Origin of the sequence: Pantoea agglomerans (genome assembly GCF_021397715.1) — a bacterium.
Classification (GTDB): Bacteria; Pseudomonadota; Gammaproteobacteria; order Enterobacterales; family Enterobacteriaceae; genus Pantoea; species Pantoea astica.
In genome coordinates, this window is the sequence record NZ_CP090207.1 from 2,532,300 (window position 1) to 2,557,334 (window position 25,035).

General features: G+C 58.2%; 19 protein-coding genes. 5 read left to right on the forward strand and 14 right to left on the reverse strand.

Going from position 1 to position 25,035, the window contains the following annotated elements:
• Window positions 1-4 precede the first annotated feature (4 nt).
• From LZU96_RS12040 to LZU96_RS12080, 9 genes are all read right to left on the reverse strand, one after another.
• Window positions 5-2,350 carry a type VI secretion system Vgr family protein gene (locus LZU96_RS12040; RefSeq protein WP_233984550.1) on the reverse strand — a complete coding sequence of 782 codons (2,346 nt, stop codon included), beginning with the start codon at window positions 2,348-2,350 and terminating at the stop codon, window positions 5-7.
• Window positions 2,347-5,001: a type VI secretion system ATPase TssH gene (gene tssH / locus LZU96_RS12045; RefSeq protein WP_233984551.1), complete on the reverse strand. Its 2,655-nt coding sequence runs from the start codon at window positions 4,999-5,001 to the stop codon at window positions 2,347-2,349. The genes LZU96_RS12040 and tssH overlap by 4 nt, the downstream gene beginning before the upstream one ends.
• Before the next feature lie 309 nt (window positions 5,002-5,310).
• Entirely contained in the window at window positions 5,311-5,802 is a 492-nt protein-coding gene (locus LZU96_RS12050; protein ID WP_233984552.1) for an Hcp family type VI secretion system effector, read from the reverse strand.
• A 4-nt stretch (window positions 5,803-5,806) separates the two neighbouring features.
• Window positions 5,807-7,519, reverse strand: a complete 1,713-nt coding sequence (locus LZU96_RS12055) for an OmpA family protein (protein ID WP_233984553.1) — start codon at window positions 7,517-7,519, stop codon at window positions 5,807-5,809.
• Window positions 7,516-8,205 (reverse strand): type VI secretion system protein TssL, short form, encoded by a 690-nt coding sequence (gene tssL, locus LZU96_RS12060; protein WP_233984554.1) that lies wholly within the window; start codon window positions 8,203-8,205, stop codon window positions 7,516-7,518. The genes LZU96_RS12055 and tssL overlap by 4 nt, the downstream gene beginning before the upstream one ends.
• Entirely contained in the window at window positions 8,202-9,542 is a 1,341-nt protein-coding gene (tssK, locus tag LZU96_RS12065) for a type VI secretion system baseplate subunit TssK (RefSeq protein ID WP_233984555.1), read from the reverse strand. The genes tssL and tssK overlap by 4 nt, the downstream gene beginning before the upstream one ends.
• A 17-nt stretch (window positions 9,543-9,559) precedes the next feature.
• A complete protein-coding gene (gene tssC, locus LZU96_RS12070; protein WP_233984556.1) occupies window positions 9,560-11,107 on the reverse strand; it encodes a type VI secretion system contractile sheath large subunit in 1,548 nt (515 codons plus the stop codon).
• 31 nt (window positions 11,108-11,138) lie between these two features.
• A complete protein-coding gene (gene tssB / locus LZU96_RS12075; RefSeq protein ID WP_233984557.1) occupies window positions 11,139-11,636 on the reverse strand; it encodes a type VI secretion system contractile sheath small subunit in 498 nt (165 codons plus the stop codon).
• Between the two features lie 892 nt (window positions 11,637-12,528).
• Window positions 12,529-14,049, reverse strand: coding sequence for an aldehyde dehydrogenase family protein (locus LZU96_RS12080; RefSeq protein ID WP_233984558.1), 1,521 nt, complete (start codon window positions 14,047-14,049; stop codon window positions 12,529-12,531).
• A 232-nt stretch (window positions 14,050-14,281) separates the two neighbouring features.
• Between LZU96_RS12080 and LZU96_RS12085 the strand changes: the two genes are divergently transcribed.
• A complete protein-coding gene (locus LZU96_RS12085; RefSeq protein ID WP_233984559.1) occupies window positions 14,282-14,845 on the forward strand; it encodes a class I SAM-dependent methyltransferase in 564 nt (187 codons plus the stop codon).
• Here LZU96_RS12085 and LZU96_RS12090 read toward each other — a convergent pair.
• Window positions 14,833-15,555 carry a glutamine amidotransferase gene (locus tag LZU96_RS12090; protein WP_233984560.1) on the reverse strand — a complete coding sequence of 241 codons (723 nt, stop codon included), beginning with the start codon at window positions 15,553-15,555 and terminating at the stop codon, window positions 14,833-14,835. The genes LZU96_RS12085 and LZU96_RS12090 overlap by 13 nt on opposite strands.
• Before the next feature lie 180 nt (window positions 15,556-15,735).
• On the opposite strand from LZU96_RS12090, the gene LZU96_RS12095 reads away from it, so the two are divergent.
• Entirely contained in the window at window positions 15,736-16,620 is an 885-nt protein-coding gene (locus LZU96_RS12095) for a DMT family transporter (RefSeq protein WP_233984561.1), read from the forward strand.
• 48 nt (window positions 16,621-16,668) lie between these two features.
• Entirely contained in the window at window positions 16,669-18,033 is a 1,365-nt protein-coding gene (locus LZU96_RS12100; protein ID WP_233984562.1) for a CoA transferase, read from the forward strand.
• A 1-nt stretch (window position 18,034) separates the two neighbouring features.
• On the opposite strand, the gene LZU96_RS12105 is transcribed toward LZU96_RS12100, so the two are convergent.
• The 3 genes from LZU96_RS12105 to ghrA are packed head-to-tail and all read right to left on the reverse strand — an operon-like array spanning window position 18,035 to window position 20,348.
• On the reverse strand, window positions 18,035-18,601 hold the full coding sequence (locus tag LZU96_RS12105) for a TorD/DmsD family molecular chaperone (RefSeq protein ID WP_233984563.1): 567 nt from the start codon (window positions 18,599-18,601) through the stop codon (window positions 18,035-18,037).
• Window positions 18,602-18,629: 28 nt separating this feature from the next.
• The gene (locus tag LZU96_RS12110; RefSeq protein WP_233988192.1) at window positions 18,630-19,367 is read right to left on the reverse strand and encodes a phosphatase; all 738 of its coding nucleotides are present in this window, start codon (window positions 19,365-19,367) and stop codon (window positions 18,630-18,632) included.
• A 39-nt stretch (window positions 19,368-19,406) separates the two neighbouring features.
• Window positions 19,407-20,348 carry a glyoxylate/hydroxypyruvate reductase GhrA gene (ghrA, locus tag LZU96_RS12115; RefSeq protein WP_233984564.1) on the reverse strand — a complete coding sequence of 314 codons (942 nt, stop codon included), beginning with the start codon at window positions 20,346-20,348 and terminating at the stop codon, window positions 19,407-19,409.
• Between the two features lie 210 nt (window positions 20,349-20,558).
• On the opposite strand from ghrA, the gene treA reads away from it, so the two are divergent.
• Together treA and LZU96_RS12125 are read left to right on the forward strand one after the other, a co-directional pair.
• Window positions 20,559-22,244 (forward strand): alpha,alpha-trehalase TreA, encoded by a 1,686-nt coding sequence (gene treA, locus LZU96_RS12120; RefSeq protein ID WP_233984565.1) that lies wholly within the window; start codon window positions 20,559-20,561, stop codon window positions 22,242-22,244.
• 191 nt (window positions 22,245-22,435) lie between these two features.
• Window positions 22,436-24,535 (forward strand): TonB-dependent siderophore receptor, encoded by a 2,100-nt coding sequence (locus tag LZU96_RS12125; RefSeq protein WP_233984566.1) that lies wholly within the window; start codon window positions 22,436-22,438, stop codon window positions 24,533-24,535.
• A 71-nt stretch (window positions 24,536-24,606) separates the two neighbouring features.
• Here LZU96_RS12125 and LZU96_RS12130 read toward each other — a convergent pair whose 3' ends face one another.
• Complete coding sequence (locus LZU96_RS12130) at window positions 24,607-24,855, reverse strand: GlsB/YeaQ/YmgE family stress response membrane protein (protein ID WP_031375306.1); 249 nt, start codon at window positions 24,853-24,855, stop codon at window positions 24,607-24,609.
• Between the last annotated feature and the right edge of the window lie 180 nt (window positions 24,856-25,035).

A 25,035-nucleotide genomic window follows, 5' to 3' on the forward strand; every position in this document is an offset into this window, starting at 1 on the left:
CATGTCAGGAAAAGCTGAATTTGCGGGAAGGTTCGGTGGTTTCCTGGGCAATGCTCGGGAATTGTTCGGGGTTGTTAGCCTTCTCTTTGCGCCCGTAGAACCCGGCTTTTGTCCGGTACTCACCCAACGTGGCAGATTCGATACCATTGGCATCCAGGTTGATATAACTTCCGCCGCCATTGATCACCACACGCTTATTTGCCGTAATGTGGATCTCATCCTCAGTGCTGGTAATACTGAATTCCCCACGCGCCACCAGCTCCATCAAGTCGTTCTGCGCCTGTATTTTTACCGGTCCCTGGTTCGCGATCAGCTTGATCCCCAGCTTGCGGACAAAGACGCTCAGGGCATTCCCCACCCCGATAAACAGATTTTTCACCACGCTGACGTCTGCATTTTTACCAGCAGTGGCTATCAGGTTCTGACCAGCAGATACCTGCAGATGTTGTCCGCTGGTCAGCGCCACACCATCCGGCGCGCTGAGCAACAGCACCGATTTTTTGAGGTCCGTCAGTTGCTGTTCCAGTAGTTTGATCTGTGCCTGGAGATCGGCCGGGTTCGCGGTCGCCTTCTGCGCGTCACCTGAGATGGATGTCATCTGTTCCCGGGCATCACCCAGATTGCTGACCGCCGGCCCCATCTCCAGCACCTGGCCCTGCGCCTTCGCCTGACCGTCCGCCGAGATAAACAGCCCCTTCTGCGCCCGTATTGCGCCCCGGCTGTCGGTCCGGAGCTCAAAACCCTCGCCGCGCTGTTGCTTCTCCGCGTCAACCAGATGACCCAGGTTCAGCTGGCTTTTGCCGCCGTACTCGGTGCTGACCTTGATGTGCTCTTTCCCGCACTCATCGTCGAGGCGGATTTTGTTGTTCGCCGGCGTGCGCAGCACGTTGCGCTTATAGTTGCGGATGGTGACGTGATCGCCGTGCGCCGAGTCGTGCAGCACGCCGGCGATATAGGGCCGGTCCGGGTTACCGTCCTCAAAGCCAATCGCCACCTCGGTGCCCGCCAGCAGCGGCAGGTGCAGGCCGTAAGCGTCCCCGGCGTACGGGCGGGACTGCCGCACCCACAGGCTCTCAAAGCCCGTATCCCAGCTGTCCCGGTCAAACAACATGCTGACCCGGTAGCGGCCGTCTTTGTCGATATGTCCGTAGGTGTCATTTTCCGTGGTGCTGGTGACGCGCGCCGGCAGCGTGCCGGCCATCACCGGGCGGGCGCCGGGTTCAGGGCGGAAGCTAAAATCGTCGCTGTCCGGGATGCCCTCAACGCTCACCCTGAAGTCTTCGTCACGCCGGGCGTGGCTGTGCATCGCCGTGATGACCACGCCCTGAGCAAAGACCTCCGCCACCTCATAGCCGCCGGTCACCTTCAGCACCTGACCCGGCGCGAGCACCGGGCAGCTGGTGATGGCACGGGTCTGCGTCTGGCCGTTCAGGTAGCGCTCATGACGGATGCGGGCATAAAACGCCCCGGACTCCGGGACCGGATTGCGGTCATAGGTACTACCCGCTGTCAGATAGTTATCCGCATAATGGTAGGCTTCACCGTAGGTGATGGTATCCCCGGCGACCGCACCGGCCTGCGCGCTCATCTCTTCCGTGGCCTGACGGTAGTTGTAATCGCCGGTCGTGACCCGCTGCTGCACCACGCGGTGGTGACTCTCCATTGCCCATACCGAGTCCGCCCCGGCCGAATGCTGCCCCGACGGCGGCACCGACGGCAGGATCGGGCCTGCCTCATAGCCCTGCCGGCTGTCGAAGAACTCCACCACGTCAATACTGAGCCGCGTGTCGGTGGTAAAACGGAACCCGATCCCCACCTCCCCCAGCAGGCGGGTGATGAAGTGCAGATCGTCTTCACCGTACTGCATCACCTGCTCACGGCGCGGGTACTCTTTTGTCAGCGAGAACAGGAAGTCCTGACCGCGCATGCTGTGACGCTCGCGCAGGATTTTTTCCACGATCTGCGGAACGGACATGTCCTGGTAGATGGCGTTCTGATGCGAACGGTCGAGCAGCGCCAGGCGCGGCTGGAGCGTCAGGGCGTAGTGGGTTTCATCTTTTGAGGTGCCGAAGCGCTCAAAGCCCGTCACCACGCCCTGAATCACCCGCACCGGCTGCTGTATTTTAATGCCGTAGCCCTGATCGACCGGCGCCTGCAGCGTCAGGGAGCCGGCCTTCATCAGCATCCTCTCTTTGCTGATGGCATGGTCACTGCTGGTGAACTCAATGCGGTAACGGAACGGCCTGCTCAGGGCCTCATCGCCCTCAAACGCCAGCACGTCGGGCGCTGTTTCACTCTCTTTCACCGCCAGCAGGTGGTGGCTGTGGCTGAATCTTATCGGGAGATTCATGCGTTCACTCCTTGTACAGGATCAAATTCCAGCGCAATCCCCTCTTCCTCACGCCATTCCAGAGTAAGCGACTGCGGTTTCTGTTTAGCCGCCATCCGGGTCAGCAGCTGCTGGCTCAGCACCGGTAAAATCTGCTGGTTCAGCAGGCTGTCGACGTTGCGTGCACCGGTGTCCGGCAGCAGGCAGGCGGCGGTCAGGGCGTCATACAGGCTCTCATCAAACTGCGTGGTCAGGCCGTAGTGACGATGTAAGCGCTGGCTCACCTGTGCAAGCTTCATCTGCACGATGGTGCGCATGGCGGTTTCCGTCAGAGGGCGGTAAATCACCGTCTGGAAGCGGGCCAGCAGCGCAGGCTGGAAGTGGTCGCGCAGAATCGGGCGCAGCAGTTCGTGCAGCTCGCCTTCGGTGGCGTCCGGCTGCTCATCCAGCAGCTGCATCAGGTGGTCGCTGCCGAGGTTCGAGGTCATCAGAATCACGGTGTTGCGGAAGTCGATTTCACGCCCTTCGCCGTCGCGCATAAAGCCGCGGTCGAACACCTGATAGAACAGGTTCATCACGTCGCGGTGCGCTTTCTCCACCTCATCGAGCAGCACCACGCTGTACGGACGCTTGCGCACCGCCTCAGTCAGAATGCCGCCCTGGCCGTAGCCGACGTAGCCCGGCGGCGAGCCCTTCAGCTGAGAAACGGTGTGCGGCTCCTGGTATTCCGACAGGTTAATGGTGATGAGGGACTTTTCGCCGCCGTACAGCACACCGGCCAGCGCAAGCGCGGTTTCGGTTTTCCCGGTGCCGCTCGGGCCGACCAGCAGGAACACGCCCTGCGGGCCGTTCTCTGACGTCAGCCCGGTTTTGGCGGCGCGCAGACGCTGTGCGATAGCGTTCAGCGCCACCGGCTGGCCCACCACGCGCCTGCCGATTTCATCTTCCAGCGTCAGCAGGCCGGTCTGCTCATCTTTCAGCAGCGATGAGAGCGGCACGCCGGTCCAGTCGGCAATCACGTTCGCGACCGTGCGGGTGTCCACATCCACCTGAACCAGCACGTCGCCCTGCTGCGCCTGTTCCAGCTGCTGTTGCAGGCCGGCAATTTCAGCCTGCTGGCTGACGTTCTGCCGGCTGGCCATCAGCTGCTGCACCAGCGCCTTTTCCTTTCTGAACCGCTCTTCCTGCTGCTGAATACGCACGTCCAGTTCAGCCCGCTGCTGCTCAATGACACCCAGGCGGTCACCATGACGGCTGCTGCCGGCGGCGATATCGTCCAGCAGCGCCTGCTCTTCCAGTGCCAGTGCGGTCAGCTGTGCTTTCAGGCGCACAATTTGTTCAGGCACCGTGTCGAGGTTCATCCGGACGCGCGCCGCCGCCGTATCGAGCAGGTCGACGGCCTTGTCCGGCAGCTGGCGGCCGGTCAGATAACGGCGGGAGAGTGTCACCGCGGCACGCACCGCATCATCGGTAATGTGGACACCATGATGTTCTGCATAGCGTGACTTCAGTCCCCGCAGCATCAGGCAGGCGGTCCCGTCGTCCGGCTCATCCACTTTCACCATCTGGAAGCGACGTTCCAGTGCGGCATCGCGCTCAAAGTATTGCTTGTATTCTGACCAGGTCGTCGCGGCGATGGTCCGCAGCTCGCCGCGCGCCAGTGCCGGTTTCAGCAGGTTGGCCGCATCCGCGCCGCCCGCCTGGTTACCGGCACCGATGATGGTGTGAGCCTCATCGATAAACAGCAGAACCGGGACCGGCGACTGCTGCACCGCATCGATGACGTTTTTCAGGCGCTGTTCAAATTCGCCTTTCACACCCGCACCCGCCTGCAGCAGACCGAGGTCGAGGGTGCGCAGTACAACAGGTTTCAGGCTTTCCGGTACGTTGCCTTCGGCAATGCGCAGCGCCAGGCCTTCCACCAGCGCGGTTTTGCCGACGCCCGGCTCACCGACCAGGATCGGGTTGTTCTTACGACGGCGCGAGAGGATGTCTACCATCTGACGGATTTCGGTGTCACGGCCAAACACCGGGTCAATCTTGCCTTCTTTCGCTTTAGCGGTGACATCGAGGGTGAATTTATCCAGCGCGTTCTGCAGCGCCGGGTTGAGCTCACCGTCTTTCAGCTCTGCCCCGACCGGACGACCAACAAACTCCACTTCACCACCATGGTTTTGTGCCAGCTCGGCTTCCTGCTGAATGTCCGGTCGCTCGTCTGACTGCGCATCCAGCAGCGGCCGCAGGCGCTCCAGCTGGCTCTGACCGAGCGTCAGCAGTGGCCACAGACCATCGCAGCGCACCAGCTTCGGTTTATCCGCCAGCGCCATCAGCAGATGCACGCTGCGGATATTGTCTTCACCGCTGAGTGAGGCGAGCAGCCAGGCCTGCTGCATCAGGGTCCGGGTGCTGTCCGCCAGTTGCGGGCGAGTGCGTACCGAGCGCGGCCGTGCCTCCAGCCAGCCGAGTAAATCCTGCCACAGGCCGTCCATATCCCATTCATAGCGGCGGGCCAGAACCGTGAGGTCGCCTTCGCCCTGCTCCAGCAACTTCAGCAGCCAGTGCTCCGGCAGGATTTCCGCATGGGCGCGGGTCTGGCAGAGCGAAGCCGCGCCTTCCATCGCACGGGCACAGTAAGGATTGAGACGACGCAGAAGAATTGCCGGGTTTTCCATGTTCTTGAACTCGCAGTCTGAGGACCGTCAGGCACGCTACCGCCCATCGCTTTTCCTTGTCGTAAGGAACCTAAAGCGCATCAGGTCAGATTTCTCGGTTAGGGAATGTTTTTTACTCAGTACCCGCCAGGCAGATACTCAGCAAAACAGCGGAAAGGTCATCCCCCTCCGCTTAAAACGAGGATTACGCGAAAGCGTTCGCGTCGCAGGAAGGCGGCAGGCTGGTCAGCCTCCGGGAACAGAGATAACTCTGTGGCCGGAGCGGGCGAACGCAGCCAGCGCACCTGCGGCGCGAAACAGGACGCGTAATCAGGCGGTGGCGCGCTCGTTCCAGGAATCGGAATGAATGATGTTGCCGTCTTTGTAGGTCCAGGTGATTTTTTCGTAACGCAACTCGACCTGTTCCAGATGGTTGTGTTTCTCGAAGGAGGAATCTTTAATGTCGTGCATTTTCGGCGCAACTTTCACCAGCTTCACGTTTTCCAGTCGGGTGTTGAAGTACTCCACTTCCTGACCGGCGTCGTTGATTTTGTACCATTTGAACTCAGCAGATTTCAGGGTCTGACCGGTGGTCACCGCCTTGTAGAGGTACGGGCTGGAGGAATCGATCTCCTTGGTGAACAGGAACGGCGTGTGGATACGGGTACCGGTCAGCTTGCCGGTGTTGTTGTCAGTCGGGATGTAAACGCGGTGATCCTGCGCAACCACTTCGATGCTGCCTTCACGATCCTGAACGTCCACAGACCCTTTGATGTCTGCGCCGCCGTCGTCTTTCAGCCAGAGATAAACAGGAATTGCCATGGTATTACTCTCCATTGTGTTGTGACGCGCCATCATCCTGCGATGGCGCCGGGTGTTTGCCGGGTATCTGACAGGCGTCGGCCTGCGGTACCAGACTGATTTCGACACGGCGGTTGAGCGCGCGCCCTTCCGGGGTGTCGTTAGTTGCGGCAGGGCGGCCTGCGCCATAGCCCTGCACGGCAAAACAGCTTTCCGGCACGTCGCCGGTGTCACGCATCCAGTCACGTACCGCTTCGGCACGTTTCAGGGACAGCGTCTGGTTCAGCTCCGGGTTACCGGTGTTGTCGGTATGCCCGCTGACCACAATCAGCCAGCCTGGCCTGGCTTTGATACCCACCAGCGAATTGACCAGCATTTTGGTAGAGCCGGCTTTCAGGACGGACCTGCCGGAATCGAACAGCGACATGCTGTCGAGACGGACAATTTTCGGGACCGGTTCTGGTTTTGGTTGCGGTTTGGGCGGCGGTGGCGGCGGAATATACGAGCGAATGGCATCCAGCAATGGCATACGCAGGCGTTCGCCCTGATAAAGACCCAAACTCATCCGGATAGGTACGCCATTGCGTGCCCAGTTATCCAGCTGTGCGGCATCCTCACGCAGGACCCTGACGGCATCGGCTTTCGGACCGTAGTTGTCCATCCCGATACGGTCATATCGGGCAATATCAAAGCTCACACGGTGCAGCAGCTGGCGATTGTTCCAGCCACTGCTGAGCAGCGCCGCGATGGCCGCCAGGCTGAAAAGAGTCAATGCGCAGCGCCAGGTCCGGCCTCGTGGGGTTAAACCGCGACCTTCCGGTAACAGTGGCAGAACGAAATCCGGCAGTGGTGATATCACCGTACTGTCAGTGCCGACCGGCTGCCAGCCTGCCACCTGCTGCATGGCGGTGTGGCGAGACAGCCATGCTGTCCAGGCTGAAGAGGCCAGACTTCCGGCAAGAATCGGTCCCATGCCCCACAGCACTGCCGCAGGTTTAATGGCCGGAACATCAGGATTCTCATCCGTAAACACCGCATTAACGTGCTGATGAAACCAGCGCATCAGGCTGTTCATCAGCACCTGTTGCTGCATCGCGGGCGCACCACCCTGGCTGACCCATGCGGCAATCGAACCAGGCGCCGTGGACTCACGCCAGATTCTTACTCCTTCCCCGGGGATCGCCGCCTGCCAGAGCATGTCCCTCACCATTGCACTGCCGGCCTGACCATTCAGTACCAGCGGCACAGAATGGCCACTCTCCTTACGCAGCAGGCTGATTTGCCAGCGCAGGGCCAGCAGGCGGCTGGTCAGCGCTTCACTGTCTGCATGCTTCTGCGGACAGACTGTGACCATCACCGAGAGCTGACGTCCCCACTCAGGACGTTGCCACAGAAGCTGGCGGGCAACCTGCTCCAGCGCCTGGTCGTCTTCGACCCGGATCCAGCAACCCTGCGTGACATTCAGTACCGGTGACGACTGAGGCCACGCCAGCGGCAGATCGCCACAAACCAGGACCACCGGCTGGCGGTATGTCGCTTCCGGGAGGCCCTCCAGGGGCAGGATCTCCTCTTCCTGGACACGACGGCGGACGGCGAATCCGATCGCCGCAATCAACCCGATTACCGCCAGCAGAATCAGCACAGCAGCCAGTCGGGAAACCGGCAGAAAGCCCAGACAGACGCCCGCGCTGAGCAGGAGCGCCCACAGCGCAAGACCACGCTGTTGTGCAGGACTCATTTCACGGCTCCCGGCAGCAGTGTCGACAGCATCTGATCGAGCCAGTGGTTCAGCCCCCACCACAGGGCGATAAGCACAATCACACTCAGCCCTATACGCATCGGCCATGACGAGAGCCAGCCGCCCATCCGCCAGCCGACAGGGCTTTCCGCCAGCACCGGCTGGGTCTGGGGATAGCTGAAGGGTGTGACATGTTCATTAAGCGCGCTGACGAGTTTCTGACGTGCCGGATCGTCCAGAGACTGGAAGTTGCCGAGGAATCCCAGCATCATCACCCGCTGGAAGCAGGTAATGACGGCCAGATCAGGTGCCGGTTCACGCAACACGTCACGCATCCGGTCACACAGCGTGTCACCTGCGTCCATGGTGCCGAGGAAATGTCCCTGCAGCGGAATGTCATACCACTGGACGCAGGCATCATCTTCCACGCCGCGGCCTTTTACTGTCTCATCCAGCAATGCACACTGTGCGGTGAGAATATGCAGGCAATGGGTTTCATCGAGTCCACTCGCTTTCAGGACACGCTGCACCTCTTCAACATCGGCGATGCAGCGTTCCCACAGCTTTCGCCCTTCCCCTTCCTGAAACTGCGGGCCATGGCGCAGGCTGATAACCTGCAACCAGGTATTTTGCAGCAAGGCATCGATATCAATGGATGCGGCGGTACCGCTTTTATGCTCACTCATGTTCTTAGTACCGCAAAGAGTTCAAGCTCAGGCTCGCCGAGCATGCCCGGCACGTAAAACATACAGGTACCGCTCTGAAGCATTTCCGTCGCCAGGGGATGAGAGACATCGAGGCTGAAATATTGATTTTCCAGACGTAACGGAATGGCGGCAGGAACATGACGCAGCGGCGTTAGTGGCACCCCTACCCGTGAAGAATTGACGATGCCCCGGACATGATCCGGGCTGCCCACCTTGCACTGGCGCGGGAACTGCTCCTGCAACTGGGCCACAGGCATGGGGGATCGCACGGAGAGATAGTAATCGGCCCCTTCACGCAGGCGCGGGTCATGCAAACGGGCCTGCCAGAAGTGGAGACGGGGATCATTTTCCAGCTCGATTGACACCACGCGCGAGGGCAGACTGGCTTCCAGCAGATCGCCCAGTAAGTCAAACAGCGGCGGAAACACAGCATTCAGCTGCTCGTGCTGCCAGGCCGGAATGGCGCTCACCTGATGCTCCAGTGAAAAGGTCAGCAGGCTACCCGCCAGGCGGGCCAGTTCCGGATACAAGCGCTCCGGCGGGCTTTGCAGATTGCGCTGAAACTGTCCCAGCACCGGTTCTGCGCTGTTCAGGGCATTAAGCAGCCAGAACAGGGAAACATCGGCCACGGCAAAATCGGCCATCCGCTCGTTACTTTCACGGCGCATCGCCATCAGGCGGCTCAGCCGGGCGCGCAGCTGAGTCATCAGCTGTTCAAGCTGAGTGACCAGCCAGCGGCTGCCCTGAAGGGTAAGCAGTGGAGGCAGAAACGCTTCATCCAGTCTCCAGCTGCCCTGCGAATCCTGCTGCAGTCGGGCAACCGGACAGGTCAGATAGTCGCTGTTGTTCTGATGGGAAAAACGCAGGCTCAGCTCCGGCTGCATTACGGCAATCTGGCGGATATCTTCGCCAAAAGTATTGCGGACATCCCGCCAGCGCTGGCGAAAACGCACCGGCCGTTCGGCCACCTCATCAGGTTTCAGGCAGTTCCCCCCGTTCGCCCGCATCAGCGGGAGCGCCAGCAGTACCACTGCATTATGCGATTCGCTCTCAAGCGACAGCGCCGGTGGCAGGGCGTCAGCATTGTCAGTGTCAATCAGCGTGCCGTCCCGAAAACGGATGTGCAGATGACGGGCCTGCAGGCGGCCCAGTTTCAGTGCATCCGGTTCGAACGTGGCTTCAATCATTCCCCAGGGATGGGAAAGGCCCAACTGGGCGATGCATTCCACAGACCAGGCCGCATACGCGGCCTGTTGCTGGAAGTGCTGGGGAGAGACCATCTGGCCCCTGCCCCATAACGGTTGTTCCGTTTTCATCGGCTTCCTGCCTTACTTTACGCTTTCGCCTTCGGCATCTGGGAAACCAGCGACAGATTGACGTCCATCCCTTCCACCTGGAAATGCGGCACGGCATAGAGTTTCACGCGGAAGAAACCTGGATTGTCCTCGATATCTTCCACCGTCACTTTCGCGTCGCGCAGCGGATGTGAAGCCTGCAGGTCGTCGCCTGGATCGGTCATCTCCGTCACCAGCCCGCGCACCCAGGTATTGAGCTCCAGCTCAAGCAGGCGGCGATCTTTGGTGGTGCCGATATTTTCACGCTGAATCAGTTTCAGGTAATGAGCGATACGTGACAGCAGGAAAATGTACGGCAGACGCGCGTTGATGCGGCTGTTAGCCGTCGCGTCAGCGGTGTCGTACAGGGCCGGTTTCTGGGCGGAGTTAGCCGAGAAGAAGCAGGCGTAGTCGCGGTTTTTGTAGTACGACAGCGGGATAAAGCCCAGGCTGGCAAATTCGAACTCGCGGGTTTCCGGGATCATCACCTCGGACGGAATTTTCACCTGATTACCGGTGCCCAGGTCATAGAGATGAATCGGCAGATCCCGTACCGCGCCACCGGCCTGCGGACCACGGATTTGCACGCACCAGCCGTTGCTGATAAAGCTCTGCACCATGTTGGCCGCAAAGGCGAAGGCGGCGCTGGTCCAGAGGTATTTGTCGTGATCCGGGCCTTTGACCTGCTCAACATAGTTGAAGCTGCGCACCGGCACGGTGTCCGGGCCATACGGCAGGCGACCCAGCACGCGCGGCATCACCAGGCCGATATAGCGGGAGTCATCGGTTTCACGAAAAGATTTCCACTTGATGTACTCGGCGCGATCGAAGTAGCTGCCGATGTCTTTAATCGCCGCCACTTCTTCCATTGCATCCTTGAGGAAGAATTTCGGACCGGCAGCGCCGATAAACGGCATATGCGCCGCGGCGGAGACTTTCGAAATATTGCGCAGCAGCGCGACATCCTGGGCTGACGCATCAAATTCATAGGCAGAAATCAGGGCGGCAATCGGCTCACCACCGGGGCTGTCATACTCAGCCGTATAGGTGTGCTGGTATAATCCGCTCTGAATAATCTCCGGCGCGTCTTCGAAATCCTGACGCAGGTGATCTTTCGACAGATCAAGCAGCTCGATTTTAACGTTCTGCCGGAAATCGGTTTTATCGACCAGCGACTTCAGCCCGCGCCAGGTACTTTCTGTCTGCTGAAAAGCCTCATGATGCATCACCGCGTCCAGCTGACGGCTGATCTGGTAATCCAGCCCGGCGATATGGTGGTCAATCAGCGTCTTGTCCAGCTTTTCGACTTTTGAACCCGACTTCTTCAGGCACTCCAGAAAGACCTGCATGCCGGCCGTCAGGCGCTCATCGGCCGTGGCATCAGACATTGCCTGCGCATCCTGCCAGATATCCAGCGCGCTCAGCTCAGAGACCGGATTAAGGTTGATTTTTTCAAACAGAGACGCGTAAACCCCGCCCGCTGACGGACGTTCCAGCACAACGCTTTCGCCACCCGCGCCATTTTGATTTTGTACAGACATGAGCATTCCTTGGTTAATCCGTTATTACTCGTGAGGGTTAAGGCTGTTTGGGTGCCAGCGCCGACAGCTCGCTACGCAGTTCAGCGCTGAGCGCCGGGTCGATCAGGATTTTTTCCAGCTCTTTGCGGAAGGCCTGGTTATCCAGCAGGTTGGCTTTGAGGTCGCGCAGCAGGTTGCGCATGGCCAGCATCGCTTTAAGCTGCGGGATTTGGCGGGCGACCTGCTCGGGTTCGAAGTCTTTCATCTGCGTGAACGACAGGCTGACGTTCTCTTCGCTGCCGTCACCGGCCAGGGTGTTTTCTACAGCGAGGTTTACCGACGGGGCAAATTCAGCCATGACGCTGTCAAAGTTGTTTTTGTTGACGTTGATTTTTTCGCGTTCAGACAGCGGACGCTGTTCTGCACCGTTGCTGTAATCCCCCACCACCATCAGCTTGAGGGGCAGTTCGACTTTCTTCTGCGCGCCACCGGTGTGTACGCTGAGCTGGATGTTAACGCGGGCTTTGGGGATCTCGGACTGATAGGAGTTAGACATGGCTATCCCTGTTCTATGCATTAATAGAAATGGTCAATGCCAGCATGAAATTATCAGAAAGGCTTACCCTGCCAGAGCGGCATTCCTGCTTACGTTGTCCGACGTAAAGCAAAAACGGGGGCGTCAAAAGCGAGTGTAATCCCTTCACCAGCGAGCATGACACGGTTTTTCTAGCAATAATCCGAAAGATTACTTTTCAGACAAAGAGCTATTGCCGCGAGTGTAAAAATATTTACATGAACAGGGGAAATTAATATTTGTAACAAAATAATACGAAACCTTGATTTTATCTGAATCAACCATCTTCATGATAAATAAGAAATTTCTTAATATTTCCCTGCAAAGCCTGTGGGATAAGGATTGCGGCGAAGCGAGATTTTCATTCACCGGACAAAATTGAGGGAAAAAACGCCCTCATAGGAAATCAAAAATTTTTTTTGAAAGATGAGAGGCTGTACATAAGTGAAGATGAATTGCCTGAATTATTTCATCAGACCGTCCTTCAGATAGTGACTTTTATATCGGACAGGCTTTAACTTCAGACCAGGAATTAACGTTTTAACCTTCAATATATAAACATTATTTATAGAGAACTTTTAACGCGGCTGTATCATGAATAGGAAAATGAGGATGCTAAGCCAGACTCATTGATCAAAAAGTCGTTTAATCCGGATTATTTTTTAGAATCTTTTAGCTGTTACAGGCCAGATTTTAACGAAAACAGCCGCAAAACGCCGCCCGTTCATAGCTTTCTGTTTCAGGCTGGTGATCCTTCCGATCTTAATCCGATGAAAACGACGGCATTAGCGGCGGGATGAGTTAAAGGTGATGTGATTGTGCGAACGCGCTGACAGCGTGCCGCCCGACGGCGGCACGCCCTGATCTCACCGACTCAGAAGAAGCCAAGCGGTTCAATGCTGTAACTGATCAGCAGATTTTTGGTTTGCTGATAGTGATCGAGCATCATTTTGTGGGTTTCACGACCAATACCCGATTTTTTATAGCCTCCGAAGGCAGCATGTGCCGGATAGAGGTGATAGCAGTTGGTCCAGACCCGCCCGGCTTTGATCGCCCGGCCCACGCGATAGGCGCGGTTGATGTCACGTGTCCAGACACCGGCACCCAGGCCGTAAATCGAGTCGTTGGCGATGCTGACTGCTTCGGCCTCATCTTTGAAGGTGGTAATGCCAATCACCGGGCCAAAAATCTCTTCCTGGAACACCCGCATGCTGTTGTTACCCTTGAGTAAGGTCGGCTGGATGTAGTAACCACTGGCGAGCGTGTCGTCCAGCTTCTCCACACCACCGCCCACCAGCACTTCTGCGCCTTCCTGCCGGGCAACCTCAAGATAAGAGAGAATCTTATCGAACTGCTGCTGTGACGCCTGCGCGCCGACCATCGTTTCGGTGTCGAGCGGATCGCCACGCTTGATGGTTTTAACCCGTTTCATCACCGCTGCCATGAACGGCTCGTAGATGGACTCCTGCACCAGTGCCCGCGATGGACAGGTACAGACTTCGCCCTGGTTAAGGAAACCCAGCACCACCCCTTCTGCGGCTTTCTCAATAAAGCTCTCTTCCGCCTGCATGATGTCTTCAAAGAAGATATTGGGGGATTTGCCGCCCAGCTCGACCGTTGACGGGATCAGGCTTTTCGCCGCCAGTTCCAGAATATGGCCGCCGGTCGCGGTCGATCCGGTAAAGGCGACTTTGGCGATCCCCGGATGGGACGCCAGCGCTTCACCCGCCTCTTTACCGAAACCGTGGACCACGTTCAGTACGCCGGGCGGCAGTAAATCTTTAATCAGATCGACAAACAGGGTGATCGACAGCGGCGTCTGCTCTGCCGGTTTCAGCACTACGCAGTTTCCGGCACCTAACGCAGGTGCCAGCTTCCACGCAGCCATCAGCAGCGGGAAATTCCACGGAATAATTTGCGCCACCACACCCAGCGGCTCATGGAAATGATACGCCGCGGTAAATTCATCAATCTCCGCCGCGCTGCCCTCCTGCGCCCGCACGCAGCCAGCGAAATAACGGAAGTGATCGACCGCCAGCGGCAAATCGGCGGCCAGCGTTTCCCGCACCGGTTTACCGTTATCCCAGGTCTCGTTCACCGCCATATATTCCAGATTCTGCTCCAGCCGGTCGGCGATTTTCAGTAGCAGTAACGATCGCTGCTGCGGTGACGTTTTTCCCCAGGCATCTGCTGCTGCTGCCGCGGCGGCGACCGCATTATCGACATCAGCGCGGTCCGAACGCGGAAACTCGCCTGCTGCTGAGCCATTTACCGGCGAGGTATTGGTGAAGTAGTTGCCCTTCACTGGCGCGACAAATTCACCATTAATGAAGTTGCCATAATTCTTTTGTAGCGTGATCAGAGAACCCTGTTCTCCTGGCGCGGCGTAACGCATGGTCATTCTCCTTACAGGTGACGAGATGCAACAATGATGAAACTTATTATTAACATGAATGATCATTGCCAGCCTGTCAGATCTGTCGCCCGGAAACTGTGACCGCCCCGAAGGAAAACCCGCATGGGTTGCTGCTACAGATAATTCCGACTTTTCCCGGTTGCGCTTATAAATAAGAAACTTGTCAGCCTGAAGGGGTCAATATGAGGAAGAATTCACACGGGAGGTAAGCATGCTGGCTTCGGCTTTCACCCTGATGCGCGCTAAAGCAAACTTCGTGCATCAGTTCATCCGCAATCCGCGCAAGATGGGCAGCATTACGCCTTCATCCGATGCGCTGTGCCGCACAATGATCGCGTCGGTGGAATGGAATACTCAGCTGCGTATCGCCGAGCTTGGCGGAGGAGACGGTGTGTTAACCCGTCGGTTACTGGAACGAATGGCACCGGACGCCACGCTGGATGTGTTTGAGATCAGCAGTATGCTGGCGGAGAAGCTCAACGCACTGGACGATGACCGTATGACCGTCCGCACCTGTTCAGCGGAGTACCTCAACGGGCAGTATGATGCGATCTTCTCCGGTCTGCCGCTGTTGTCACTGCCGCCCGCGCTGCGTGAGGCGATTCTGCGCGCAGTCTACAATGCGCTGGGTCCCAACGGGGTGTTTGTACAGTTTCAATACACTTCTCTGACCCAGCCTGACCTGTCACGCTACTTTACCTGGGAGCGGCAGCGGGTGCTGAAAAACGTTCCGCCCGCCTGGGTTTATCGTTGTACCCGCCACTACGCGCCCTGAGCCTGCTCAACTGACGGGCGCGCCTGTTGCCAGAAGGCGGTTAACAGTGCACGCGCCCAGTCTTTTCCCTCCATCACAGCAGCCACATCGCTGCTGTCGTCCGGCAGACAGGCGCGCATGATGGATGACGAAAATTCGGGATGAAACTGCACTGACAGCGCCTGAGGTGAATAGCGAATGATCTGGCAGCCGTCACGCTCAGAAGCGGCTAATACCTGAGCCTGCGGCGGCGGCGTCAGCACCGACTGTCGATGCGACAGCCAGGCGCTAAAGGTCGACGGTACTCCCCGCAGCAGCGGGTCGCGCTGCGCCTGTGCGCCGCAGGTGACCGGCAACAGACCGCGTTCCCAGCCATTCGGGTTATCCGCCACCTCGCCGCCCAGCGCATACGCCATCAGCTGATGACCGTAGCAGACCCCCAGCAACGGCAATGACGCCTCGATGGCCGCTCTGATCCATGCCGCGCTGCGTTCGCTCCAGTCGGCATGATCGGTGACCATCGCCCACGAGCCACTGAGGATTGCCGCAGAGATCTGATCGAAGGCGGGCAGCGCCTCGCCCAGATGCGGACGGACGATCAGATACTCATCAGGCTGTAAATTTAACGCGTCAATAAACCAGCGCGGTTGTTCACCAATCTGCGCGACGACGTGAGCGGGTGGGACTTCGAGCTGAATTAATGCAATGGGCAAGGCGGGCGTGTGGGTCATACCGAATCGGGTCCTGTTCCAGAGAGGCGTTTCGGAAAATCAGTCTGACAGCAACGCGCAAAAAAGTCTTATGATTTTATTTTCCCCTCTGCGACAGAAAATTTCTTAGCGCTGCTGCCAGGAATGCCGCAGTTCGTGCCATCATTAGCGGGCTAAGCAAAAAAAGTTAAGGATATTATTGTGGCGGTGCGGCATTTCTTTCTGGTCCTGATGGTGGTGTGTATCTGGGCCTTCAACAACGTAGCGGTAAAATGGGGCTTGCTTGAGCTTCCGCCGCTGTTCCTGACCTTTATGCGTTTTGTGGTGGTCGCCATTGTGCTGGTGCCGTTTTGCCGCATCACCCGACAGCAACTGCCCTGGCTGTTGCTGCTGGCGTTCACTTTCGGCTTTATGCACTTCTCGCTGTTGTTTGTCGGAATGCGGTATACCGATGCCGGCACCGGCGCGATTGTGGTCCAGCTCGGCACGCCGATCGCCATGCTGCTGGCGATGGTGGTGCTAAAAGAGAAACTGAAGCTGGTGCAACTGGTGGGCATTATGATCTCGCTGAGCGGCGTGGTGGTGCTCTCCGGCAGCCCGACCATTCCCACCTGGTGGGTGCTGTGTCTGCTGTTGTGCAGCGCGACCGGCTGGGCGGTAAGCAACCTGATAGTTAAAAAATCGCCATCGATTAAGCCACTGACCATGACCGGCTGGATCGCCTTTCTGGCGATTCCGATAGTCGGTGCCGCCAGCCTGATAATGGAGTCAAACCAGCTTTATGCCCTGAGTCATGCCGGCTGGCACGGTTGGTTCGCCATCCTCTACAGCGCCATCGCCTCGTCGATCGTCGCCTATACGCTGTGGTATATGCTGCTGAAGAAATATAACGTCAACCTGATTATGCCCTACTCGCTGCTGACCCCGGTGCTGTCGGTACTGATGGGGATCGTGGTGCTGGGCGACAGCCTTAACAGCTTCAAAATCATCGGCGCCTCGCTGGTAATACTCGGTACGGCGATTGCGGTGATTAATCTGCGTAATCTGCGGATGCATGCCCGCTTTCCGCGTCTGCGGCGACGTTAATCACGCGTGCTATGCTTGAGTGATTGTCACTCGTCAGGAGCACAGCAGATGGAGCATCAGCTCGCCACGTCCCTCTGGCAGCAGATGTGGCAGGGATTGCGTGGCAACGCCGCCGCACACCCGTTACCCACCTTTGTCGATCATGCCAGTTTTCCCGCCGCCTTTGCCGTCAGTGAACTGGCGGCCACCAGCATCGGCCTTGCCACCCAGGCCGCTGCCGACCTGATCAATGCCAGCCGGCCAGTTGAAGTGAATGTCCGGCTGGCGTCGCGCTGGTTCCGGCACAGTTTTATGCCGCTCAACCGGCCTGCTCCCGCGCTGTGGGACGCTTTCGCCGGCGATTACGCCAGTCGCGATGGCTGGGTCCGCCTGCACACCAATGCTGCCCATCACCGCCAGGCGATGGAGCAGGTGCTCGGCCAGCATCCCGATCGCGCCGCACTGGCCCGCGAGGTGCAGCGCTGGCAGGCTGCTGAGCTGGAGCAGGCGATCATTGATGCGGGCGGTTGTGCCGCAGAGATGCGCAGCAGCGCGGCCTGGCAGCAGCATCCGCAGGGCCAGGCGATAGCGCAGGAGCCGCTGTTCGCCTGGCAGCGTACAGATCAGGCTGCCGCGCCCGACTGGCCGTTACCGCCGGCGCGCCCGCTGCTCGGTGTCCGGGTACTGGATCTGACCCGGATTATTGCCGGTCCGGTCGCCACCCGCTTTCTGGCCAGCCTCGGTGCTCATGTGCTGCGCATCGATCCGCCTGGCTGGCAGGAACCGTCGCTGGATGAGGAGATCACCTGTGGTAAGCGCCGTGCGGTCCTGAATCTCAGACAGGCCAGCGATCGGGAGCAGTTCATCCGTTTACTGCGTGAGGCCGACGTACTGGTGCACGGTTACCGGGCCGATGCGCTGGAGCAACTGGGCTTTGATGCCGGAACCCGTCGGGCGCTGGCTCCGGGCCTGGTCGATGTCAGCCTGAATGCCTGGGGCTGGCAGGGTCCGTGGCGCAACCGGCGCGGCTTCGACAGTCTGGTTCAGATGGGCTGTGGTATTGCCGAACAGGGGATGCAGTGGCAGCAGAGTGATAAACCGACGCCATTGCCGGTGCAGGCGCTGGATCATGCCACCGGTTATCTGCTGGCGGCGGCGGTACTGGAGGGATTACGGCAGCGGCGCACTGACGGGCATGGCAGCCAGGTGCGGCTGTCACTGGCGCGTACCGCCTGGCTGTTGCAGCAGCATCCTGCTACGCCGGGCACTGTACAGTCCGGCATCACGCCGAAAACAGAGGATAACCTGCCCTTTTTTGAGTTCACGCCCTGGGGGCTGGGCGTAAGACTGCGCGCGCCATCCTGGCTGCCCGGCACCGCGCAATGCTGTGCGACACCGGGCTGTCTGCCGGGTACGCACCCGGCATCATGGTAAATCAGGCATCCTGCTGCGGTTCAGCGCTGTCGAGCAGTTCATTGTACATCGCCTGAATCGCCTCACGGCTCAGCGCAGCCATCGTACGATAAAACGCAGTGGTGGCATGCGCCTCAACCTTCCCGAGGAAAGTGCCGCACCACGGCAGCAGATACTCTTCAAACAGCGCCAGCTGGGCGCTGCTCTCATCTTCCGCAGACTGATCTTCCAGCCACGACGCCGCCAGCAGCAGCACGCCAAAGTGATCGGCAGGCGCATCGCTCAGCGGCATACCACGCGAAGTCAGAAAAGCACGCACCTCCGGCTCCGTTTTACCTTCGGGCCACTGCGACGCATACGGCGATACCTTACAGTCGCTGCCGACAAACAGCGCATTGTAATCGGCGGCCAGCGCCTGCGGATCGCTGTTCTGTTGCAGGCGGGTCAGCAGTTCGTCCTGCTCCAGCGGCCACTGCGCCTGCAGTTTGCCCTCACGCAGCAGCGTAAACAGCGGCACCAGCAGCGGGTCCTGCGGCTGACGATTGTACAGTGAGCCGAGCACGCGGCACAGAATGGAAAACTCATTCATGAGTCAGATTTCCTTGAGGCAAAGTAAATTAAAAGTCAGCCAGTTCAGCAATCGATTTGCCGGTGCGCTGTTCGAGGAAGTCGAGCAGACGCCGCGGCGTGACATTTAACACCCGATCCTCCGGAAAATCCACTTCGCGGGTGATGCGCAGGCAGTGCTCAAAATGGCCGAGCGTAAAAGCGGTATGGGAATCAGAGCCAAAAGCCAGTCGTCCGCCCGCATCCCGTACCGCCTCGGCGATCGCCCGGCAGTTGGGTTCGCTGCCTGGACGAGAGTGGGTAAACGAGGAGTTATTGATCTCCAGCGCCACATCGTAGTGGGCCGCCGCCTCGGCAATCGCCGTGATATCCACCGGGAACTTCGGGTTACCCGGATGGCTGATGATATGCACCAGTCCACCCGCCATCGCCGCAATCATCGCATCGGTGTGGTGCTTTCTGTCGCGCGGCGCGTAGACCGGCTCATGAAAGCCCGCCACGATCAGATCCAGCGCATCCAGCATCGGGCCGGAACAGTCAATCTCGCCCTGCTGGTTTTTTATATTGGCCTCAATACCGCGCAGAATCCCGACGCCATCAATCACTCGCGGCCAGATGCGCATATTAATAAAGTGCCAGTAGTGTGGCGCGTCGGCCATATCAGGGCCGTGATCGGTAATGGCAAACAGTTTCATCCCCGTTTGCTTTGCCTGAGTGACGTAATCGTGCAGCGTACTGTAGGCGTGGGTACTGGCGATGGTGTGCATATGCAGATCTACCGGATACATCATCTTCTCCTGCTGATAGCCCCTGACTGAACAGGGTAATTAGTAGCCACGCTGTCGATCGACCCGCCCCTGCGGTATTTCTCCCGCCTGATGCTGGTCAATCGCCCGGGCAATGTAGTCAATAGCTTCGTCGATTAAGGTTACCGCCGCATTATGCGGCGTCAGGGTCACGCGAGGATGAGACCAGAGCGGATGCGATTCCGGCAACGGTTCAACCTGAAACACATCCAGCGCGGCGGCTTTTAGCTGACCGCTGTTGAGCGCCGCCAGTAAGTCCGCTTCCACCACCTGCGCACCGCGCGCGATATTAAGGAAGAAAGCGCCGTGCGGCAGCTGCTGGAAAAAATCATGATTGATTAAGTTGATGGTTTCCGCCGTGCTGGGCAGCAGGTTGATTAACACCCGCGTGCCCTGCAGAAAATCGTGCAGCGACTCAGGGCCGGCAAAGCTGGTGACGCCGGCAATCTGCTTCGGCGAACGGCTCCAGACGCGGACCGGAAAGCCCCAGGGTTTCAGCGCTTCTGCCACGCTCCGTCCCAGCACGCCCGCGCCGAGGATGCCAATAGTAAAGCTGTCGCGCGGATAAGCGGGCAGCGGCTGCCAGCAGTGCTGCTGTTGCTGTAACCGATAGTCGTCAAAGCGCCGGAACCAGCTCAGCACGCTGTGGACCGCATACTCCTGCATCTGCCGCGCCATGCCGGTATCTTCCAGCCGGAACAGCGGTACCTCCTCCGGTAACATGTCCGGATACTGCTGCAGCTGCTTCAGAATTTCATCCACACCGGCGCCCAGCGCAAATACCCCGCGCAGCCCGCTGCGTCCCCGCAGCATCTCCGCCGGCGGGGAGCGCACCAGCGCGTAATCGGCCGGGCCATCATCGCCCGGTTGCCAGGCACGGACCCGCGCCTGCGGCAGGCGCTGTTGTAAACCGTTAATCCATGTCGTCGCAGATTGCGACGGGTGATACCAGATGATCTCCATCCTGCTCTCCTTTTTTTCTTTCAGCGTCAGGGAAAACCGGCATCAGGGCAAGTAAAAAGCGGCGGGAAAAAGCGCTTTTTTTAGCAAAAATAATTCCCGTGGCTTCACAATTCCGGACCGCTTCAGGGTGAAGTGGCCAGATAAGGTCTAAAGTTGGTCCTGTGGTCAATGCGTTACGCGCGGCCGCGTTTCGGACAAGGAGAAAAACCGATGACAAAAATTGAGGTAAACGCCACTGAACGGCGTCAGCGTTATGTCCCCCTTCTGCTCACACTGCTGCTAAGCGTGCCGGCCTTCACGGTTCACGCCGACGACACGTCGCGCATGTTGAATAATCAGCCGCAGCCGCCGGATGTCCGTTTAGGGCCACTGTTTAATGCTGTACAGCAAGCGAAGTTCTATCCCGATCAAAAAACCTTTGCCGATGCCCTGCCTAAATTCGATCCGGCCTCGATCCTCGCCGACTGGCAGATGCAGAAAAAACAGCGCAACTTTGATCTGAAACGCTTTGTTGACGCCAACTTCACCCTGCCCGCCGCGGGCGATAAGTATGTGCCGCCTGCCGGGCAGAATCTGCGTGACCACATTGACGGCTTATGGCCGGTGCTGACCCGCACCGCCAGCAGCGCCGGTCAGTATGATTCGCTGCTGCCGTTGCCGAAACCTTATGTGGTGCCGGGCGGCCGTTTCCGTGAAGTCTATTACTGGGACAGTTACTTCACGATGCTCGGCCTGGCCGAAAGCGGCCACTGGGATAAAGTACAGGATATGGTGGATAACTTCGCCTCGCTGCTTGATCGTTATGGTCTTATTCCCAACGGCAACCGCAGCTACTATCTGAGCCGTTCGCAGCCGCCATTCTTCAGCATGATGGTGGATCTGCTGGCGAGCCATGATAACGGCAAAGCCTATACCCGTTATCTGCCACAGCTGCAGAAAGAGTATGACTACTGGATGGCCGACAGCGACAAACTGGCCGCCGGCTCAGCCAGCAAGCGGGCAATCAAACTCAGCGATGGCACGCTGCTGAACCGCTACTGGGATGCCCGCGATGTGCCGCGTACCGAGTCCTGGATGGATGATGTCACCACCGCGAAGAAGGCACCGCAGCGTGACAAGGCTGAGGTCTATCGCGAACTGCGTTCGGGTGCGGCGTCCGGCTGGGATTTCAGCTCCCGCTGGTTCACTGATGCCCATAATCTGGCCACTATCCGCACCACCCAACTGGCGCCGGTCGATCTCAACAGCCTGATGTTCCATCTGGAGCAGACGCTGTCGAAAGGCTATCAGATGAATAAGCAGGATGATCTGGCGAAGCAGTTTGCCGACCGCGCAGAGAAGCGCCAGGCCGCAATTAATCGCTACCTGTGGAATGACAAACAGGGCTGGTACGCCGATTACGACTGGCAGAAAAAACAGGTGCATCCGCAGCTGACCGCCGCCACGCTGTTCCCGCTCTACCTGCGGGTCGCCAGCGATAAGCAGGCGGAAAGCACCGCCAGCGCGGTGGAAAAACAGCTGCTGAAACCGGGCGGGCTGGTGACGACTACGGTCAACAACGGCCAGCAATGGGATGCTCCGAACGGCTGGGCGCCGCTGCAATGGGTCGCCGTGGAAGGTCTGGAGCACTACAACCAGCCGAAACTGGCGAAAGAGGTCGGGCTGCGGTTCCTGCAGAACGTGCAGAACACCTACGATCGCGAGCATAAGCTGGTAGAGAAATATGTGGTGGAAGGCAAGAATCTCGGCGGCGGTGGCGGCGGTGAATATCCGCTGCAGGACGGCTTTGGCTGGACCAACGGCGTTACCCTGAAACTGCTGGATAAATATTGCCCGAAAGATAAAACCTGTAACAGCGCCCACGATATTCCCCAGGCGTCTGCGTCTCAACCCTGACCTTATCCAGAGACCGCCGGCCTGGCTGGCGGTCTCTGCCCGCGCGTTTTAACGAAATTTACTTGACGTTCTTCAATTGGCAGGCAAAATTGCAGCGAACTTACAAACGGTAATAGTTCTCACTCTGATAATGAGAACGCTTATCGAGAATGTTAATCATCTGCTGAACCTCTGCCATGAAAGGAATTTCAATGAGATTGCCATCGCCGCTGAAAGGTTACGTCCCGTTCTGCACTCTGGCGCTGACTGCGCCTGCCCTGAGTTTTGCTGCCGATATGGTAGTGACAGCCCAACCGCAGGAGCAAGCTGACTCCCCGACTCAGGGTTATCTCGCCACCACCAGTCAGGGCGCGACCAAAAGCGATCGCCCGCTGATTACTACACCGCAGTCGGTGTCGGTGGTGACGCGCCAGCAGATGCAGGATCAGGGTGCGCTGACCCTGAATCAGGCGCTGGGCTATACGTCCGGCGTCTTTACCAACTTCGGCGGTGCTGCAACCCGTTATGACACCATTGCCCTGCGCGGTTTCCACGGTGGCGATGTCGATAACACCTTCCTCGACGGCTTACGGGTGATGAGCGACGGCGGCAGCTTCAATGTGTTGCAGGTCGATAACGCCTTCCTGGAGCGGATTGATGTCATCAAAGGCCCCTCTTCCGCGCTTTATGGTCAGACGGTGCCGGGCGGGCTGGTCAATATGGTAACGAAACGTCCACAGTTCCGTGAAGAAGGTCATGTCCAGCTGCAGGCTGGCAATAACGCCACCACCGGCGCGATGTTTGACTACACCAACGCGATTAACGATCAATGGGCGTTTCGCCTGACCGGTGTGACCCGCAACAGCGATACCCAGTATGACCATACGCGCGAAGAGAAGTATGCGCTGATGCCTCAGCTGATGTGGCAACCGGATGAGGATACTCAGCTGATCCTTAAAGCCTATCTGCAGAAAGATCCCTCCGGCGGCTATCACGGCTCGGTGCCGGGCGACGGCAGTATTACGGAGCATAATGGCTATAAGCTGAGCAACGGTTTTTATGAAGGCAACAGCGATCTGGATCAGTTCAAACGCCGTGAGCAGATCTACAGCTACGATTTCACTCATCGCTTTAGCGACGTCTGGTCGTTCTCCTCAACCGGCAGCTACAGCCATTCCAACGTCGATCTCGATCAGGTTTATCAGATTGGCTGGGATGCGCAGAATCCCGATCTGCTGAACCGTTACTATTCGGGTGAGCGCTCCTCACTGGCCGCCTGGGCCACGGATAACCGGCTACAGGCCGAATTTAACACCGGCGAGCTGGAGCATCGCGTCTCGCTGGGCACGGAGTATCATCGCTATAAAAATGAGATCAGCAAAGCGGTCGGCAACGCATCGCAGCTTAATGCCGTGACCGGCGAACAGGTTGGCGACATGCCGGCCTACAGCTGGAGCGATAACAGCCGCAGCTACTATCAGACCGGCCTCTACCTGCAGGATGAGATGAAGCTGGATCGCTGGCATCTGGATCTCTCCGGCCGCTATGACCGCATCGTTGCCAGCAACAGCGGCAGTGACCGCCGTCAGGACGATCACATCAGCGGACGCGCGGCGCTGCTTTATGCGTTCGACAACGGTATCTCGCCATATGTCAGCTGGAGTCAGGCGATCACCCCTACCGCCCTGACCGACCCGAACAACAACCTGCTGAAGCCGACCACCGCGGAGCAGTATGAAGCCGGGGTTAAATATCAGCCAAACGGCACCCGCGATCTCTATAGCCTGGCGGTCTATGATCTGACACAGAAAGATGTGGCTAACCGTAATGTACAGGATGGTACCTATACGCCGTCTGGCAAAGTGCATTCGCAGGGGATTGAGCTGGAAGCGCGTAATCAGTTAACGCCGCGTCTGAGCACCGTCGCCAGTTACACCCTGAATCACCTGCGCTTTAAAGATTCCGTTGATGGCAATGATGGTCACACGCCTTACGTGACGCCAAACAGCATGGCGGCCTTCTGGGGACACTATCAGTTTGATTACGGCCTGAGTGCCGGCGCGGGCGTGCGCTATATCGGCAAACAGTGGGCAGATAACGAAAACACCACCCGTTTGCCATCAGTGACGCTGTTTGATGCCTCGGTTCGTGCCGATCTCGGCGTCTGGAACAGCAGCCTGAAAGGCGCGTGGCTGCAGGTGAATGCGAATAACCTGACCGACCGTAAATACGTGGCGGGCTGTTACGGCACGGGCTATTGCTACTGGGGTGCGGAACGCAGCGTGATGGCGACGGTGGGCTACGATTTCTGATCGCCAGAAGTGAAAAAGGGGACGAATCGCTTCGTCCCCTTTTTGATTAAATCTTTGTTAAATCGTTACGATCAACTGCGTACTTTACGATAGATAAACAGCACCACGATGGCACCGATGACGGCGACCACGAAGCTGCCGAAGTTGAACCCATCGACGCGACCGAAGCCAAACAGCGTACTGATCCAGCCACCCACTACGGCACCAATAATACCCAGTACGATAGTCAGAATGAAACCGCCACCGTCTTTACCCGGCATGATCCACTTCGCCAGGATACCTGCGATTAAGCCAAAGACGATCCAGGAAATAATACCCATCTGTTGCTCCTTCCTTTTTTTGATTAAATCGTGAACGCTTGATTTATCAAGCGGTTTACCGCGATAAGTATAGACAGGTTTTCAAAAAATGTTTACTTGCTCACAGTTATTATTGCGCAGGGAGAGGCTAAAGCTTTTTTTTGCCACGCCGATAACGGAGATGAGGGCAAAAAAAAGAAC

Excerpts from the sequence above, each read along its gene's own strand:
- LZU96_RS12040 (WP_233984550.1), bottom strand. The coding sequence starts at position 2,350 with ATGAATCTCCCGATAAGATTCAGCCACAGCCACCACCTGCTGGCGGTG.
- tssH (WP_233984551.1), bottom strand. The coding sequence starts at position 5,001 with ATGGAAAACCCGGCAATTCTTCTGCGTCGTCTCAATCCTTACTGTGCC.
- LZU96_RS12050 (WP_233984552.1), bottom strand. The coding sequence starts at position 5,802 with ATGGCAATTCCTGTTTATCTCTGGCTGAAAGACGACGGCGGCGCAGAC.
- LZU96_RS12055 (WP_233984553.1), bottom strand. The coding sequence starts at position 7,519 with ATGAGTCCTGCACAACAGCGTGGTCTTGCGCTGTGGGCGCTCCTGCTC.
- tssL (WP_233984554.1), bottom strand. The coding sequence starts at position 8,205 with ATGAGTGAGCATAAAAGCGGTACCGCCGCATCCATTGATATCGATGCC.
- tssK (WP_233984555.1), bottom strand. The coding sequence starts at position 9,542 with ATGAAAACGGAACAACCGTTATGGGGCAGGGGCCAGATGGTCTCTCCC.
- tssC (WP_233984556.1), bottom strand. The coding sequence starts at position 11,107 with ATGCTCATGTCTGTACAAAATCAAAATGGCGCGGGTGGCGAAAGCGTT.
- tssB (WP_233984557.1), bottom strand. The coding sequence starts at position 11,636 with ATGTCTAACTCCTATCAGTCCGAGATCCCCAAAGCCCGCGTTAACATC.
- LZU96_RS12080 (WP_233984558.1), bottom strand. The coding sequence starts at position 14,049 with ATGCGTTACGCCGCGCCAGGAGAACAGGGTTCTCTGATCACGCTACAA.
- LZU96_RS12085 (WP_233984559.1), top strand. The coding sequence starts at position 14,282 with ATGCTGGCTTCGGCTTTCACCCTGATGCGCGCTAAAGCAAACTTCGTG.
- LZU96_RS12090 (WP_233984560.1), bottom strand. The coding sequence starts at position 15,555 with ATGACCCACACGCCCGCCTTGCCCATTGCATTAATTCAGCTCGAAGTC.
- LZU96_RS12100 (WP_233984562.1), top strand. The coding sequence starts at position 16,669 with ATGGAGCATCAGCTCGCCACGTCCCTCTGGCAGCAGATGTGGCAGGGA.
- LZU96_RS12105 (WP_233984563.1), bottom strand. The coding sequence starts at position 18,601 with ATGAATGAGTTTTCCATTCTGTGCCGCGTGCTCGGCTCACTGTACAAT.
- LZU96_RS12110 (WP_233988192.1), bottom strand. The coding sequence starts at position 19,367 with ATGTATCCGGTAGATCTGCATATGCACACCATCGCCAGTACCCACGCC.
- ghrA (WP_233984564.1), bottom strand. The coding sequence starts at position 20,348 with ATGGAGATCATCTGGTATCACCCGTCGCAATCTGCGACGACATGGATT.
- treA (WP_233984565.1), top strand. The coding sequence starts at position 20,559 with ATGACAAAAATTGAGGTAAACGCCACTGAACGGCGTCAGCGTTATGTC.
- LZU96_RS12125 (WP_233984566.1), top strand. The coding sequence starts at position 22,436 with ATGAGATTGCCATCGCCGCTGAAAGGTTACGTCCCGTTCTGCACTCTG.
- LZU96_RS12130 (WP_031375306.1), bottom strand. The coding sequence starts at position 24,855 with ATGGGTATTATTTCCTGGATCGTCTTTGGCTTAATCGCAGGTATCCTG.